Consider the following 15,296-nt stretch of genomic DNA (forward strand, 5'->3'; position numbering starts at 1 on the left):
GAGACGTTTTTATGAATATCGCCGGAAAATGCCGAGCCGCACCGTCTCGACGGAGGCCCCGGTCCTGATCGTGGCGACATACAGGCCGTTCGCCACGCCTTCCCGCGCATAATTCCAGGTGAATTGGTTTTTTTCCGAGGCGGAGAAAACGCGCACCGTGCGGCCGCGCATGTCCGAAATCCTGAGCGAGACGGGTCCGGTCACCGGCCCGTCAACACTGATGACGCACGACGCGGGGCCGTAACGCAACCTGAAAGGGCGGTTTGCGGCCGGCCTGCCTTCCCTTCCGTCAAGTACCAGCGTCGCCGCAAACGGCGCAATGGCAAAATCGCCGCCGTAATTGACAACCGCCCATGCGGCCTGGGTGACGGTGTCTACGCCGTACGATCCAAGGGAATCAGCCGCTTGCGTATCGCCGATGATGCCGAATTTCCACGGCGCGGCGGCAAACGCATGAATGCAGAATGGAATTATTGCGCACGATAACACTGAATGGATAAATGCTTTTTTATAATCATGGCTCCATGATGATAAAGTGCAATTAATCAATCGGCAATGAGATGACATTCTTTGTTGTGAAATTTGTTTCCAATTGGACGCCGCGGTCCCGGCCGGCCCGCAACCTACCGCCTGCCTTTTGCAACCGGTCTACGAGGACCGGCGTTTCTTTTTTCGGCGACCGACGCGGTTTCCATCAAGACGGGCGTTTTTGCGGCCGTCTCGACCGAAACGATCTCCCTTTCCGCGCGCAGCCAATCATCAATTTCACGGCCACTGTCCCCGCCGCGCTCCAGGAAGTAAAAATAGGCGCGCTCTTGGATCTTTTGTTGTAATTCAGCCATTCCCTCCTCCTTTCTTGGTTTCATAAATGGAATAGGCAAAACGTTCAAGTCGGCATTTGCAACAAGCACGCTAAAAATTAACCGGACTCTGTTAATGTTTTTTATTGAATTGATTAGAAATTCATCAGAGGGTTTTATACCTATTCACGTAGGCAGGGATAATGATAGAACATATGGCGGAACGTATGATTTTTTTATGGGGCGGGCGCGACATCGATTTCGAGCCGAGGCGGCGCAAGACTACAGCCTCGTAAAAAGCATGCTCATGCGCGGCATGAATTGCATGCGCATCAACTGCGCCCACGACAGCGTCGAAACGTGGAGATCGATGATCGGCAACCTCCGCCGCGCCGAGCGCCGAGATCACCGACGCGGCCATGGGCCAGCGCGCCGAATGCGTGATGCTCAACAAGCGCCCGCACGTCCTCAATGCCATCCGCATCTTCGACGACATCCTGTGCCGCATGCAATCGCACCAGCGCAAGAAGCGCACGCTGCCGCGTCGGCTCAGCTTTTGGTGGAACCCAAAGCGGCACCTCGCGTCGCCGCAGCCCTCGCCGGGGCAGGGCCTTTCACCGCATCAGGTGCACTGGTGAATTCGGCTGCACCGAGCCCCATTGCCGCCTCATCGTACCGTCGGCATGCTTCCAATAAAAGCGACATGGGGTTCTCATCGATGGTCTTCGATTTATCCAAATCACCGCAATAAAACAGAAACATTCCCTCCGGAATGTTAAGCGCCTTCCACAGGGCCTGATGGCCGCGGCAATTGTCGAATTCGGCATGCACGATCTTCCCTTCACGCATGAGAATGGTGCAGGAAGCGTCGGTTATCGGTTTGCCCGACGGCGTCACGATCAGCCTGCCGGTCTTTGCGGTCTGCACGAGAAACAGGAGCAGGTCGATGGCGCTGCCCGCGTCAAAACGGCCCTGGAGACTGGGGTACGGCCGGGCTTTTTGCGGCCGAGGCGCGCCGGCGTCGCCGCCACACGCCGGCAACTTGTTGACTGATGGGAATTGATGGGATTCCATGCGGTCCTCCTCTTTTTTGTGCGTTTTTTGCCTTGTTCGGCGAAAGGCATCCCTTTCGTCCCGCATAAAATCGCTTATCGTTGTTAGGGAGTTCTGATGGAACTGTTATAAATTGGTCAGCGGACGTTTGCGGGAAAGGAAAATGCCGGCGCGAGAAAAGGATTATTTCCCCACCACCGGCGCCAGCGCGAAATACGAGATCGCGGCGATAAACGCCGCAACGGGGATGGTGAGCAGCCAGGCGTATAAAATTTTGCGCGCCGTGATCCACCGCACCTTGGCCGCCTGTTCAACGGTACCCACGCCCATGATGGAGCCCGCGATCACGTGCGTGGTGCTCACCGGGATGCCGAAATGCGCGGTGCCGAGCAGCACGAGCGCGGCCGCGCTCTCGGCGCAGAAGCCCTCCATGGCATGGATCTTGGAGATCTTGGTCCCCATGGTCTTGACAATGCGCCACCCGCCGAAAATGGTGCCGAGCGCGATGGCCGTATAGCAGGAAAATACCACCCACCCATGGAGCTCAAAGGTTTGCGTTGCCCCGCCCGTGAACAGCGCGAGCGCGATCACGCCCATGGTCTTCTGTGCGTCGTTGGTGCCGTGGCCCACGCTGTACCACAGCGACGACACGAGCTGCATATACTTAAAGATCCTTGACGAACCAGAATAGCTCGCGCGCCTGAATATCCAGAAAATAACAAGCGTGAAAATGACGGCGCCCAGCATGCCGATGAACGGCGCGAACACGATGAAGAGCACGATCTTGAGCACGCCGCTCCAAATGACGACGTGCACGCCGGCCGCGGCAACGCCGCTGCCCACGAGCCCGCCGATGAGCGCGTGGCTGCTCGACGTGGGAAGACCGATGAGCCAGGTGATGATGTTCCAGATAATCGCGCCGCAGAGCGCGGCGAGCACCACGGTGAGGGTCACGTGGTCGATGTGGACAATGCCTTTGCCCACGGTCTTGGCGATGGCGACCCCGAAGGTGAAATAACCGATGAAATTGGCGAGCCCCGCCATGAGCACGGCCTGGCCGGGCGTGAGCGTGCGCGTCACCACCACGGTGGCGATGGCGTTGGCGGCGTCGTGGAACCCGTTGACAAAGTCGAACAGCAGCGCGATGATGACGATGACAACCACGAGTGAAAACGAGCTGATCACGGGCTAGCCCTGCTTCACCTTTATGCCGCGCACGATCTTGCCCACGTAGTCCACGGCGTCCACGACGTTCTCGAGGTGTTCGTACACTTCCTTGAACTTGATGATGTGTATGGGGTCTTTCGCGTTGAAGAGTTCGGCCATGCTCTCGTGGAACAACTCGTCGGCCTGGATTTCGAGCTCGTGCATCTGTTTGGCGATGTCCTGGATGCCCTTTCGGTTTCTCAGATGGCAGACGGCCAGCTTCATCTGCGCGGCGATTTTCACAATGATGTCGGCGAACTTCCACACGTTGGCGGGCACCTGCCGGATCCGGTAAATTTCGATCTTCCGCGAGATGCTGTTTAAAATATCGAGCGCGCGGTCGACGTTGATGGCGAGCGTGTGGATGTCTTCCCGGTCGATCGGCGTGATGAACGTCTTGTCGAGCTCCTCGATGATCAGGTGTTCAACGTCGTCGCCCTTTGACTCGCAGTCCTTGATGACCAGCAGCTCCTTTTTTATCGCGTCCTCCGACATCGTCTCGATCTTCCCCACCAGTTCCTTGAAGGTCTGGCACCCCTTGATGAGGAATTCCACCTGCTGTTCCATGTAATTGAAGAATTTCGTTTCGCGGGGAAGCAGGAGGTCGAGTATGTTCATTACGTCCTTCTTTGACGATGGCCAGGTCCTTGAATGCGGGGATTAAAAAGCCTACTAATATAATAAAAATCTAGAGATTAAAAATAAGAAAATCTTGGGCGTTCCCCTCGCCTTCGTACCTCAGGCTCGGGCTGCCACGGCCCCTATATGCGTGTCGGCGAGGGCCGGGCAGCACCGCGCTCCAGCGACGGCCTGCGGTCGCCCCTGACGCGACGGCGAATTCCAGTTAGTAAAGAGCAATCGCGACGCCCATCGAGCATCGTTGTGGAACCTAGCAACCAATACAAAATTCAATACAAGACCCCCCACTTTCCAAGGGGGAAACCGCCGAAAGCGGAGGGGGTTGCACCGCTGAGGTTGCGTTGCGAAGGGCCGACGCCTCGCGAGTGTCAAGCGAGCGAACTCGCGCGGCCCTTTGCTGGAGGGGGTGTGCCCCGCAATGTAGAGACGCGCGCGCTGCGTCTCTACATGTGGGGCCAGGGGGAAACGCGAAGCGGTGCCCCCACCAGATGATCTTCTTTATTTAACTTTACTGCCCATTTCTTTCAATATTCTCTGCACCTCATCCATCGCCGCTCCATATCCCGCCCAGTTCTTCTTTGCCAATTCCTGCTGCGCCATTTCGAACTGGCGGTTGGCCTCGGCGACGAGCTTCTTTACAGATGCGGATTCCGGTTCCCCGACCGGGGCGCCCGGCTGCTGCGGGGGCGCAATGGCCTGCTGGGCCTGCGTCAAGCCTCCGAAGATCGCGTTCAGGGACTTCTCGAGCGTCTCCTCCATGGCGATTGAGTTGCCGTACGACACGATCACCCGTTTCAGCTCGGGAACGCCGCCGTTCTCCGCCGCGAGGTACAGCGGCTGGACGTACAAAAGCGACTGCTCCACCGGGATCACGAGCAGGCTCCCCCATATCACGCGCGAGCCGCCTTGGTTCCACAGCGTGATCTGCTTGGAGATGTCGGGGTCCTGGTTGATGCGCGATTCGATCTGGCTCGGACCGTACACCAGTTGCTGTTTGGGAAAATTGAACACGAGCAGCTTGCCGTAGTTGGGCTCGTCGCACCGCGCCGCGAGCCACGCGATCATGTTCTCCTTCTTGGCGGGCGAGAACGGCACCATGAGGATGAACTCCTCCTGCGTTCCCACCTCGGCGAGCTTCATGATGGTGAAGTACGGCGACATCTGCTTGGTTTCGCCCTCCGAAAAGCTCTCCGGGATCTTCCACAGGTCTTCCTTGTTGTAAAACACCTGCGGGTCGGTCATGTGGTACAGCGCGTACACCTTTGCCTGGATGCCGAACAGCGACTGCGGGTAACGGATGTGGGAGCGGAGGTCGACGGGCATTTCCGCAATGGGCCTGAACACGTTCGGGAAGATCCGGCCGTACGCCTTGATGATCGGGTCCCTGGGGTCGGCCACCCAGTACGACACGGTGCCGTTGTATGCGTCGACCGTCACCTTCACCGAATTGCGGATGTAGTTGCCCACGCCGCGCACGTACGCCGAATACGGGTAGGCCGCGGTGGTGGTGTAGGCATCGATGAACCACACGAGCCTGCCGTCCTTCGCGATCACCATGTACGGGTCTGAATCGTACTCGAGGAACGGCATGGCCTTTTTCACGCGCTCGCCTATTTTACGGTAGTATAAAATCCTGCTGTCCGCGGTGATGTCGGTGGAGAGGAAAATCTTGAGCTCGTTGAACCTGGTCACAAACAGGAGCTTCTTGAGCGCGCCGCCCATGGTGACGCCGCCCGTTCCCTTGTATTCGGTATAGACGTTCTGGTCGCCCGACGGGTAGTCGAACTCCTTGAACCGTGTCTTGACAATTGCGTAATCGGCGTCGGCTTCGCCGTAGTAGATCTCGGGCCTCGTCACCTTGATGTCGGCGCTTCCCACCGGCGGGATGTTCTCGACGAAAAACTCGGGCAGTCCCTCGCTGGTGACGTTGTTCACCGGCCCCATGCACAGGCCGATGCCGTGGGTGAACGAGAAATGCTCGTTGATCCAGTTGCGGTTCTGGAGGCTCGACGCCACGAGCTCGCGCGACGACAGCATCACCTGCCGGTATTTGCCGTTTATCAAGTACCGGTCGTTGTCCACGTCGAGGAACTTGTAATAGGTGCGGATCTCCTGGAGCTGGGAGAACGTGGTGAGCAGCGGCGCGTTGTCCCACAAACGGATATTTTTCACCGTGAGGTCGTTCTTGCGCACGAGCTCGGCCGTGAGGTTGTCGGTGGGCGAAAAATGCTTTTCTTCTATGACGTCGAGGTTGTACGCGGCGCGCGTGTTCTGGATGCTCCATTTGATGTACGGCGACTCCTTGTTCACCTCGTTGGGCAGAACCACCACCTGCTGCACGATGCCGCTCGCGCCCCGGCCGATGAGGTACATGAGGAACACGAGCAGGATGCCGCCGATGGCGAACCTGAGTGTCTTGGTCCAGAGGTTGAGCCACACGAGAAGCGCGGCCGCCAGGGAGATGTAGCGCATGAGCCTGAGAAACGGCAGGTAGAAATGGATATCGGCATAGCCGGCGCCGTTGACGATGCGTCCGACGCCGTTCAACATGTCGTACATGCGGAACTGGAACAGAAAATACAGCGACGCCACGGCCAGCCCGGTGAGGACGAGAATGTGCGCCTTGGCGGCACCCGCCGCCTTGACCCACCGGCCGGTGAACGTGATGTTCTGCCGCAAAAAATAAACGATAAAGCTTCCCGCCAGCGACAGCAGGCATATGGCGAGGCCGCCATTATAGAGGAGCCGGTAAAACGGCAGCTTGAACACGTAGAACCCGATGTCCTTGCCCAGAAGCGGGTCGGCCGTGCCGAACGGTACCGCGCCCTTGAACTTGAGAAAGAGGTCCCAGTACCCGCTGGCGACGCTGCCGATGAAAAAAGCGGCCGCGACCGCGGCAAGGGGCAGCACGTATTTGACAAACGGCATTATGCCGTACGCCTCGATGTACGGCGTCCAGGGCGTTCGTGCCGTGAATGAGAGCGGCTTTGACAGCTTCTGCGCGAGCAGGAGGTTGCCGTAGATCACGATAAACGCCACAAGTCCGGCGACCGCCGAAACGCCCGCCTGCGACAGGACCATTTTAACGAGGACCTGAGCGTATCCGAGCTCCCGGTACCAGAAATAATCGGTGACGAACATCACGATGTTCTTGGCAAACACCACGACGAGCAGAACCACGATGGCCGCGATCCACCATCCGAGGTGCCTGATTTTCCTTTGTGAAGGCATGAGATCTCCTTTTTTTCTGTTGCTTCCGTTTCGCCCGCCTCACTCCTTCTCTCCCCGGACCCTTCCCCTGTCCACGGGTGGAGAGGGGAAGGGGGGTGCCCCGAGCATTGCGAGGGGCGGGGTGATGGGTGAGGCGTCTTACTTCTTCTTTTCCTCAACGGCCGGCTTTTGCGCCGGCATCGCTTTGGACTTGCACGTCTCGCACGTGACCGACACGCCCTCCACGTCCCAGCGCGCGCGCGCCTCGACGGTGTCGGGAAAAACCCAGTATTGTTCCGGCGGCGTCCACGGAATGAGGCTACCGGGGGTGGGAACGCTGTCATGGTTGACATCGGAGAAAAGCCTGATTCTTCCCTTGCCGGCCAGAAGGGAATCGAAGCGGAACTTGCCGGCCGCGTCCCTTGAAAAATAGGAATTCTGCTTTCCCAGCGGGAGAAACTGCCACAGCAGCGCGCTGTCGCCCTTGGGGCACGACGCGCCGCTCCCCGAGATGCTGAAGCAGATGTCCTTTTCCGAAATCGTCACGAAGCTGATGACGACGCCCTGCGAATCGTGCGGGCTGTTCCCGCCGATGTCGGTAAACACCGAATCGGGAATCCTGATGGAGTATCCCATGTCCGGCGTCAAGGCACGGACCGGCGTCAGCGTCGTGGTGTCGCCGAATCCCCTTGACAAATTGACATCAACCCTGTTCTTGAGCGTGTCCAGGCAGGGCCATTGCGCCGCGGCCGACCGCACAGGCTTGGACCAGAACAGCTTTATGACGGGTTTCAATTCCGCATTCGTCCTGGGATCAAAACCCCTTACCGCCGGCCGCACCGTGTCGGCGTTCGTCAGGCCGTTGAACCGGATCGTGTCCCGCAGAACGGTCGTCGTACCGAAAAGCATGGGCGCATGTTTCGTGTACACCAGCCTGAACGGCGCAAGGCCGAGCGTGTCCGCGAGCCCAAGCAGGAACCGTCTTGTATGCAGCACGGTGAAATAGTTCTGTATCGCGACCACGCGCGGCGATTCCACGGCCTCGATGCGCCACGCCGCATCGTACAGGGAATCGGGCAGGGTGCCGCCGCCCGCCCATTCACCCGCGATGCAGGTGCGCGAGAGCGGCGAAAGCGTGGCGATGTGCCGCGTGCTGGTGTCGCAGTTGACGGGGTACAGCACGAGCGGGCCCGCGGTGCGGTCGAGCACGATGTTCTTTTGCACCGGCGCGAACGCCGCCTCGCCCGTCGGGTCGAGCCGGTTGTTGCCGTTCGCGTCGGTAAAGGCGAGGATCTCGTAGGCGCCGCGGTGGATGTTTTCAAACGAGAACGAGCCGCCGCTGTCGGTCTGCGTCAGGTACGACGGCAGGCCGAAATAAATGGTGTCGCCCTTGCCCGCCCTCGTGTACAGCGCCACCTTTGGCTGCACGCCCTTTGCGTCGCCGAGCGCCACGCAGCCGAACACCCTGCCGCTGTCGATGGTGGGGCCGGTGGAGAAATAATGCTGGTACGGCGTGCCGATGGAATTGCCGTGCAAATCGTTGAGCGAGGTGTTGAAAACGATGTGATAGGTCGTTGAGTCGGAAAAGACGGCCTTGGGCCTCACCGTTATCTTTCTGCCCGATACGCTTATCTTCACCCCGCCGGACGGCAATGGGAAAACGCTCAGGCATTTGTCGATGTTCTGTGGGCTGACCCATTTGGAAAAATTGAAGACGATCTCGCTTTTTTTCGGCACGTTCACCGTGCCCGCCGGCGGCGCCGCCCACAGCACCTTCGGCGGCGTCTTGTCGTCCGGCCCGCCGCTGGGAGGGATCTGGTGGGCGCAGGACAAATAGAATATTATTGTTGATGAAATGAAGATGAATAAAAAAAGTTTACCTGTGTTCATAAAATTGGTGTGAGGATGTTTCATGAAATAAAATCTGTCAATAAAAATGGCCATGATGAAGCGATAGAGGAATAAAAGAAATTACAATATAGAGGGAGGATGAAGCGAGGAATTGTTGATTTGATGATTGCGCTATATAATATGGAAAGGAATGGCATTTCGCGAAGTCTGTGAAAACGGGGGGCTCAAACTTATTGATTATTTCCTTCGATGATCTTGATTTAGTTGTTCGTAACGGCGTCAACTCACACACGAGGCCGAAGATTTGATACAGGTCGTTTTTTAAATTATATTTCTATATGTGGCGAAATGTAGAATTATTAATGAGGTCAGAATATAGACGACATTTTTGATGGAAACCCATACCGCTCGTGGTGAGCGCGTCGAACCATGAGCGTTCATCTTTCGACAAGCTCAGGGCGAACGGTTGTCACCTATTAAATAACCGGATCATGATGATAACTGGCGTATATTGGAGGCATGATCAAAAAATGAAAGAAATGATAACCATCGCAAAGGCTTTGTCGGACGCTAACCGGGTTCGCACCCTTTTTGCCCTCAGAAAAGGCGAATTGTGCGTATGCCGTATAATTGAGTTACTCGGGCTGGCCCCCTCGACTGTTTCAAAGCACATGACTGTTTTAAAACATGCCGGGCTCGTGAACAGCCGCAAGGAAAAACGCTGGATCTATTACCGCCTGCCTGAAGCTTTGCAAAAAACGCCGGTTATCCACGGCGTTCTGGATTGGTTGTTTATCTCGTTGACAAAGGATAATCAAATCATTGAGGACGGCAAGAAATTGTCAAAAATCCTCCAGCGCAGCCCCGAATACCTTTGCAAGAAACGTCAGGATAAATTTCAACGGCGCAAGGACCGGGAGGCGTCGTAACCATGATCGCATCTCCGAAGTGCGACACGGCCGCCCCTCACCTTCCTCCCCTTAATTTCATGGGAGACGTGCTGTGTCGCGTCAGCGATAAATTCAGGATGAAGTATTCCATCAAACCAGGGCTTTATCGGATAGGCAACCCGTCGCAAGAATCAAATGTATTGGTCACCGCCAATTACCGGTTGACCTGCAACCACGTTCGAAAGGCGATGGAGAATAGAAATGTCCATGTCCTGGTGCTGAACACAAGAGGCATCAACGTCTGGTGCGCGGCAGGCAAAGGGACGTTTTGCACTGCCGAGATCGTGCGGCAGCTGACAGCCAGCGACCTGGGTTCGAAAGTATCGCACCGGACACTTATTTTGCCGCAACTGAGCGCCTCCGGGGTTAATGCCTCGAAATTGCACAAGGCAAGCGGATTTACAATAAAATTCGGGCCGATTCGCGCATCGGACATCCCGGCATATCTTGACAATAATTTCTCCGCGACCCCCGACATGCGACGGGTGCGGTTTTCCATTGTCGATAGGGCCAAACTTGTTCCCATGGAGGCCGTTCCCGCTCTTAAAACCCTGGGTGTGTTTCTTCTTATCGCAGCCATCCTCTTCGGCATCACCCGCACCGGCATTATCTTTAAGCAAGCATTGGCCGGCGTCTGGCCGATTGTTGTTGCCGGGCTGACATCGGTGTTCACCGGCTCCGGCCTGCCGCCGCTGCTGCTGCCGTTCATTCCAGGCCGGGCTTTTTCATTCAAAGGATTTTGCACCGGCCTGATCGGTGCGGTGGCGGTATTTTTATTCCTCCAGCCGGTTCGCACCGATGTTTTCCTCGCAGCATTTTGCCTGGTGGCAATGCCTGCGTTCAGCTCGTATCAGGCGTTCCTTTTTACCGGGAGCACCACCTTCACTTCTCCGTCGGGCGTTAAAGCCGAATTGAAAATCGCGTTGCCGCTGTACCTTGCAGGCGCGGGAATTTCACTTGTCTTGTTTGCCGCGGCACTTTACCGGTTCTGGAGGTTTTCATGAATCAATTTTATTTACGCGGGGTGTCCACCTTAAAACTTGCTTCTGAAAAATGTACCGGCTGCGGACGGTGCGTCGAAGTATGCCCGCACGGTGTTTTCGATATCAATGACCGCCGTGCTCATATCATTGCGCTTGACAATTGCATGGAATGCGGCGCCTGCTCGCAGAACTGCGCGTTTGGCGCGCTCTCGGTGAAAAGCGGGGTCGGATGCGCAACCGCAATGATAAACGGCATCCTGACAAAAGGCGATCCCGACCTCGGCACCTGCGATTGCAGCGGCGCCGTTTCTTCGGGGACATGCTGCTAGCGGCTATCGAATGTGCTCATTATTGTTTCAGGAAGGATGACGCATGTCCAAGGCTGAAATATTTGATAGATATCCGGTGTCGAGCGTTATCATGTACAATGGCACGACCATGGTGCATTTCCTCGCCGGCGGTTTCATTTTCTTATTCCTGACCAAGGTCATTGGATCAACAGGGATTATTGTTGCGGTGCTCTACACGGCGCTTTCCTTTCTGGAAATGTATATAATCATGCCCATGAAGGTCTGCACCAACTGCGTGTACTTCAGGCTGCCGGACAGTCTTTGCATCTCGGGGTTGAATGTTTTCGCGCGTCTCATTGCAAAACCCGGCAAGCCGGCAAATTTTCCGAACAGGGCCAAAGGGCTGTTGTGTCAAAACAATCTTTACATTTTGTCATTGGTCCTGCCGATTCTCTGCGGTGCAATCTTCCTTGTGTTCAAATTCAACCTTTTGCTGTTGGGATTGGTGATCGGCCTCTTTGTGCTCCTTGCTCTGCGTTTCTTCGTCATTATTCCCGGCATGGCTTGCGTTCACTGCCGCTCAAAATTCATTTGCCCCCAGGCCGGTCAAATGGGAGTAAGGGAAAAATAAGAACATATGGAAAAATTGAAAATCCTTTTCCTCTGCACCGGCAACTCGTGCCGCAGCCAGATGGCCGAGGGCTGGACGCGAACGCTCAAGGGCGATAAAATAGAAGCCTATTCCGCGGGCGTCGAGGTCCACGGCGTGAATCCGCTTGCCGTCAAGGTCATGGCGGAAGCGGGCGTTGACATCTCAAGCCAGCGGTCAAAGCACGTTAGCGAGCTGATGGATATTCCTTTTGACTATGTGGTAACCATGTGCGATGAAGCGTATCAGACCTGTCCGGTATTTCCCGGAAAGACAAAACGGTTCCATGCCGGATTCGACGATCCGCCGCACCTTGCGAAATCACTGAAATCCGAGGAGGAGATTCTCCAAGTCTTTCGCAGGGTGCGTGACGAGATTAGGAAGTTTGTTGAGAATTTGCCTGAGGTCCCGGGAGATCCCAAAATGGATCCATATAAATAATAATAGGGGGAGGGTGCGAGGAAAAGTCTATTGCTGATTTCCTTCGACGATCTTGATCTCTTCCTTGGTGAGACCGTAGAGTTCGTAGACGAGTTCGTCGATTCTATTGTCTGTAGATTCTATCTTGCGGGACAGGACGGTCTGCATGTGACTGGGTGGGGTGCGGGAAAGTTTCTTATGGTCCTCAAGCAAGGAAGAAACCATGAAGACAATTTTGTCATGGAGGGATTTTTCTGCAGAATTGGAAAAATCTATCTTGCGGATGGGCAATTCTGATAAGTACATCGGCTTATATTCGAAGTAGCCCCCCTGCTTTGTCGATGAAATGGAATGCATGACGAAATCAACGGTTTTTGAATTAAGCAACGCCAAGAGATATAGATCATCGGAACCTATAATTGTGGTTTTATCATTCGAATAATATCCCGTCGTATCAAGGCAGTAGGTTGCTTTTTGAATGATTGCCGGTACAATTATTTTTGGTTTCTCAAATTCATTGTAATAATCTATGGTATCCTGAATTTCATACCATTTATAGGCACCAGGTTTTCTTCCATCCCACTCCTTGCCTTTCCAGTTCTTAGGGCGGGGCGCGAGTTGGTCTTTGAATTTTGTTAAATATTTTTGTATCGCGGTATATTTCTCAATATCAATGCCATGTTTTGTAAAAATCAAATATTGCCCTTCACACACCGTAAAATATCGGTTTACGTCCCTTCCCATTAAAAACGGCTTTATTATTTCTTTGCTGTTTTTGTCCTCTCTAACGAGGCTTCGTTTAATTTTTTCATCAATAACAAAAGCATCATTTAATCCAGTCTTAATCCCATAATAAATTTTTCCCCCGACATATTCCTCAAGCCTAATTCCTTTCCCTCGGATTTTATTTAACAATTGTTCAGTCTTTTTGTCCGCAAGGCTCCAGCCTGAATCCGGCAACGGGGTTTGTGACATAATCGCGACATGTTCCGAAACGTATTCCATCAAATCCTTGAATTCCAAGCTCGTGACTTTGCATACCCTCATTTTGCCGAGCGGCTTATTTTGGGAAAGCTTTAAAATGCACGGATAGGTGGTCACATTTTTAAAGACCGGCAGATCCCCAAAGTCAATAATCTCATTAATCGTTTGTTCTTTCATCCATTTGCGTAACGGTTCCCCATAATTCGCACGCATCCACTTGTTTGCGACAATAATCGAGAACAAGCCGGAACCGTTGAGCAAAGACACACCTCGCTCAATAAAATAGGTATAGAGATCGGCGGAGCTGTGGAACACTTTATAATGGTTTTTGAAATAGTCCTTGAATTGCCCGAGCATTTCATGGCGCACATACGGCGGGTTCCCAATCACCGCGTCAAACCCTCCCCGCTCCATAATCTCCTTAAACCCCTGCTCCGACTTCCAATCAAACGCGTTTATCTTATACTCTTCGTCATCCCCGGCGCTTTCATGCCCGTCATACAGGGCCATTGTCTCCTGAACGCCTTCGGAGTGGTAATAATCGTGTTCAATCAAAGAATTCCCGCACTTGATATTATTCCCCAAATCCGGCAGCGCCCTCTGGTGGAACAATTTCAGTTGTTGCGCAATGCTCTGCTCGTTTTCTCCCTCCAGGACTTTCAATAAAAGCGAGAGCTTCGTAACCTCCACCGCCTGCGTGTCGATGTCCACTCCGTAAATATTATTGAGCAGAATTCTTTTACGCTCCGGTGTGGTAAGACGGTATTCACCTGCTCGCGCCTTGTAAAGCGTTGGATTTTTTCCGGTGGTCCATTTGTCCGGGTCGTTTTTCGTGTACCATTCTCTGTGCCAGTCCAGAAGGTATTGATACGCCCCAATGAGGAACGAGCCCGAGCCGCAGGCGGGATCGAGGATGCGGAGTTCCGACGCTTTTTTAGGCGCTATGTTTTCCACCAGCTTTCCCACCGTGTTCTTAACGATATAATCCACGATATACGTCGGTGTATAAAACACGCCGCCGGCTTTTTTTACTTCTGGTTTGTCTTCTACCTTTGCCTGGTGTCCTGCCGTAAGCCGGATCACTTTTCCAAGAAACTGTTCGTACACCTGGCCAAGAATGTCGGCGGGCAGCACGGAAAATTCATAGGCGCTTTCGGGGTAATACAGCTTCTCGATTATCTGCTTGAGCACCTTGTCGTCAATGTCAAGACCCAGCGTAACGATGTCCGGCCCTTCTTTTCTGTTTTTTTCCTCACGGAAATAAAAGAGCCCGGAATTGTATTTGTCGTCCGCCTCCCTGAAAAGCACGCACAGCCGTTTATAAACATTTTCGCCGTTCAGGTGAGCTTGCAGGCGGCCGTAGTCCTCTATTCCCCGGTCTTCGCAGATGCGCAGGAAAATCAGGCGGTCTATGGTCCTTTGCACGGCGAAATTCAGTTCGCGGTTCGAGAGTTTTTCATTGCGCAGGGCGATGTTCCTTGCAAGCAGATCGCGCCACTCCTCTATCTCGGAAAGGAACGCGTCGTCCACCTCGGTGGTGCCCTTTTTCGCCCTGTTTTCCTCGGCGTATTTGTCAAACGAGCCTTTGAGCACCGCGTCCTTTGAAAAAATACCTGCTATTTCGTCCCAGCGTTTTTCGTATTCATCGTATTTGATGTACAGGATTCTTCCGACGGCCGCATTATCGGTTTTCGCGGGCTTCACCCTGCAGTCGTAAACCGCAAGCTCCTCGAAATCCGAAAGGACCGAGAGCGGCAATTTCGCCGACCAGGCGTAACGGCGGAGCTGAAAGGCCGGGATCGCGTTTTCCCTGATGTTGACGGACGGTTTTTTTGCCTCGACGAAAAACTTGCGCGTCCCGCCGACCCGGAACGAATAATCCGGCGCCTTGGTCGCCGTGCCTATCTTGACCGCGTCCTCATGGATCACTTCCTTGTACGCCTCGGCGAATCCCTGCTTGTTGGCGACGTCCCAGCCGAGCGCTCCAAAGAAAGGATTAAGAAATTCCTGGCGAAGTTGCGCTTCGTTGTACGACGGGGAGGAATACGAGGAAATGTTTTGCTTGAACCGGTTTACGAGCAGGCTTATTTCTTGAGGAACGGGCATTCGGGAATTGTCCCTTCAACGCGGTGTCATCAGTAAAATAGTTATGCGGTCGCCCGTTTTAAAAGAATCATGGGAGAATCTCCTCCCGACGCATTAACCCTTTAATTCATCACCCCTTTAACGTATTTTCCTATTCGCCGCTTCCCCATTTTCAG

Annotated in this window: 13 protein-coding genes; 5 read left to right on the forward strand and 8 right to left on the reverse strand. The window is 54.5% G+C overall.

Annotated elements, in window-relative coordinates:
- Positions 1 to 9 precede the first annotated feature (9 nt).
- The 7 genes from VLX68_07990 to VLX68_08020 all read right to left on the reverse strand — a co-directional run bounded on the left by VLX68_07990 (position 10) and on the right by VLX68_08020 (position 8,822).
- Positions 10 to 489: a hypothetical protein gene (locus VLX68_07990; protein ID HUI92171.1), complete on the reverse strand. Its 480-nt coding sequence runs from the start codon at positions 487 to 489 to the stop codon at positions 10 to 12.
- 134 nt (positions 490 to 623) lie between these two features.
- Positions 624 to 842, reverse strand: a complete 219-nt coding sequence (locus tag VLX68_07995) for a DUF2934 domain-containing protein (GenBank protein HUI92172.1) — start codon at positions 840 to 842, stop codon at positions 624 to 626.
- 507 nt (positions 843 to 1,349) lie between these two features.
- Positions 1,350 to 1,874: a DUF4388 domain-containing protein gene (locus tag VLX68_08000; protein HUI92173.1), complete on the reverse strand. Its 525-nt coding sequence runs from the start codon at positions 1,872 to 1,874 to the stop codon at positions 1,350 to 1,352.
- A gap of 162 nt (positions 1,875 to 2,036) precedes the next feature.
- Positions 2,037 to 3,038, reverse strand: a complete 1,002-nt coding sequence (locus VLX68_08005; GenBank protein HUI92174.1) for an inorganic phosphate transporter — start codon at positions 3,036 to 3,038, stop codon at positions 2,037 to 2,039.
- Positions 3,039 to 3,041: 3 nt separating this feature from the next.
- Positions 3,042 to 3,677: a DUF47 family protein gene (locus tag VLX68_08010; protein ID HUI92175.1), complete on the reverse strand. Its 636-nt coding sequence runs from the start codon at positions 3,675 to 3,677 to the stop codon at positions 3,042 to 3,044.
- Between the two features lie 519 nt (positions 3,678 to 4,196).
- Positions 4,197 to 6,929, reverse strand: coding sequence for a UPF0182 family protein (locus VLX68_08015; GenBank protein HUI92176.1), 2,733 nt, complete (start codon positions 6,927 to 6,929; stop codon positions 4,197 to 4,199).
- A gap of 138 nt (positions 6,930 to 7,067) precedes the next feature.
- Positions 7,068 to 8,822, reverse strand: a complete 1,755-nt coding sequence (locus VLX68_08020) for an Ig-like domain-containing protein (protein ID HUI92177.1) — start codon at positions 8,820 to 8,822, stop codon at positions 7,068 to 7,070.
- Between the two features lie 467 nt (positions 8,823 to 9,289).
- On the opposite strand from VLX68_08020, the gene VLX68_08025 reads away from it, so the two are divergent.
- Genes VLX68_08025 through VLX68_08045 form a run of 5 tightly spaced genes read left to right on the forward strand, consistent with a single transcriptional unit; the run spans position 9,290 to position 12,072 of the window.
- Positions 9,290 to 9,688: a metalloregulator ArsR/SmtB family transcription factor gene (locus VLX68_08025; protein ID HUI92178.1), complete on the forward strand. Its 399-nt coding sequence runs from the start codon at positions 9,290 to 9,292 to the stop codon at positions 9,686 to 9,688.
- Between the two features lie 2 nt (positions 9,689 to 9,690).
- Positions 9,691 to 10,713, forward strand: a complete 1,023-nt coding sequence (gene hgcA / locus VLX68_08030; GenBank protein ID HUI92179.1) for a mercury methylation corrinoid protein HgcA — start codon at positions 9,691 to 9,693, stop codon at positions 10,711 to 10,713.
- Positions 10,710 to 11,021: a mercury methylation ferredoxin HgcB gene (gene hgcB / locus VLX68_08035; protein ID HUI92180.1), complete on the forward strand. Its 312-nt coding sequence runs from the start codon at positions 10,710 to 10,712 to the stop codon at positions 11,019 to 11,021. The genes hgcA and hgcB overlap by 4 nt, the downstream gene beginning before the upstream one ends.
- A gap of 43 nt (positions 11,022 to 11,064) precedes the next feature.
- Positions 11,065 to 11,613, forward strand: coding sequence for a hypothetical protein (locus tag VLX68_08040; GenBank protein HUI92181.1), 549 nt, complete (start codon positions 11,065 to 11,067; stop codon positions 11,611 to 11,613).
- 6 nt (positions 11,614 to 11,619) lie between these two features.
- Positions 11,620 to 12,072: an arsenate reductase ArsC gene (locus VLX68_08045; protein HUI92182.1), complete on the forward strand. Its 453-nt coding sequence runs from the start codon at positions 11,620 to 11,622 to the stop codon at positions 12,070 to 12,072.
- 27 nt (positions 12,073 to 12,099) lie between these two features.
- On the opposite strand, the gene VLX68_08050 is transcribed toward VLX68_08045, so the two are convergent.
- The gene (locus tag VLX68_08050) at positions 12,100 to 15,141 is read right to left on the reverse strand and encodes an N-6 DNA methylase (GenBank protein HUI92183.1); all 3,042 of its coding nucleotides are present in this window, start codon (positions 15,139 to 15,141) and stop codon (positions 12,100 to 12,102) included.
- Positions 15,142 to 15,296 lie beyond the last annotated feature (155 nt).

Source organism: Chitinivibrionales bacterium, from assembly GCA_035516255.1.
Lineage (GTDB): Bacteria > Fibrobacterota > Chitinivibrionia > Chitinivibrionales > FEN-1185 > FEN-1185.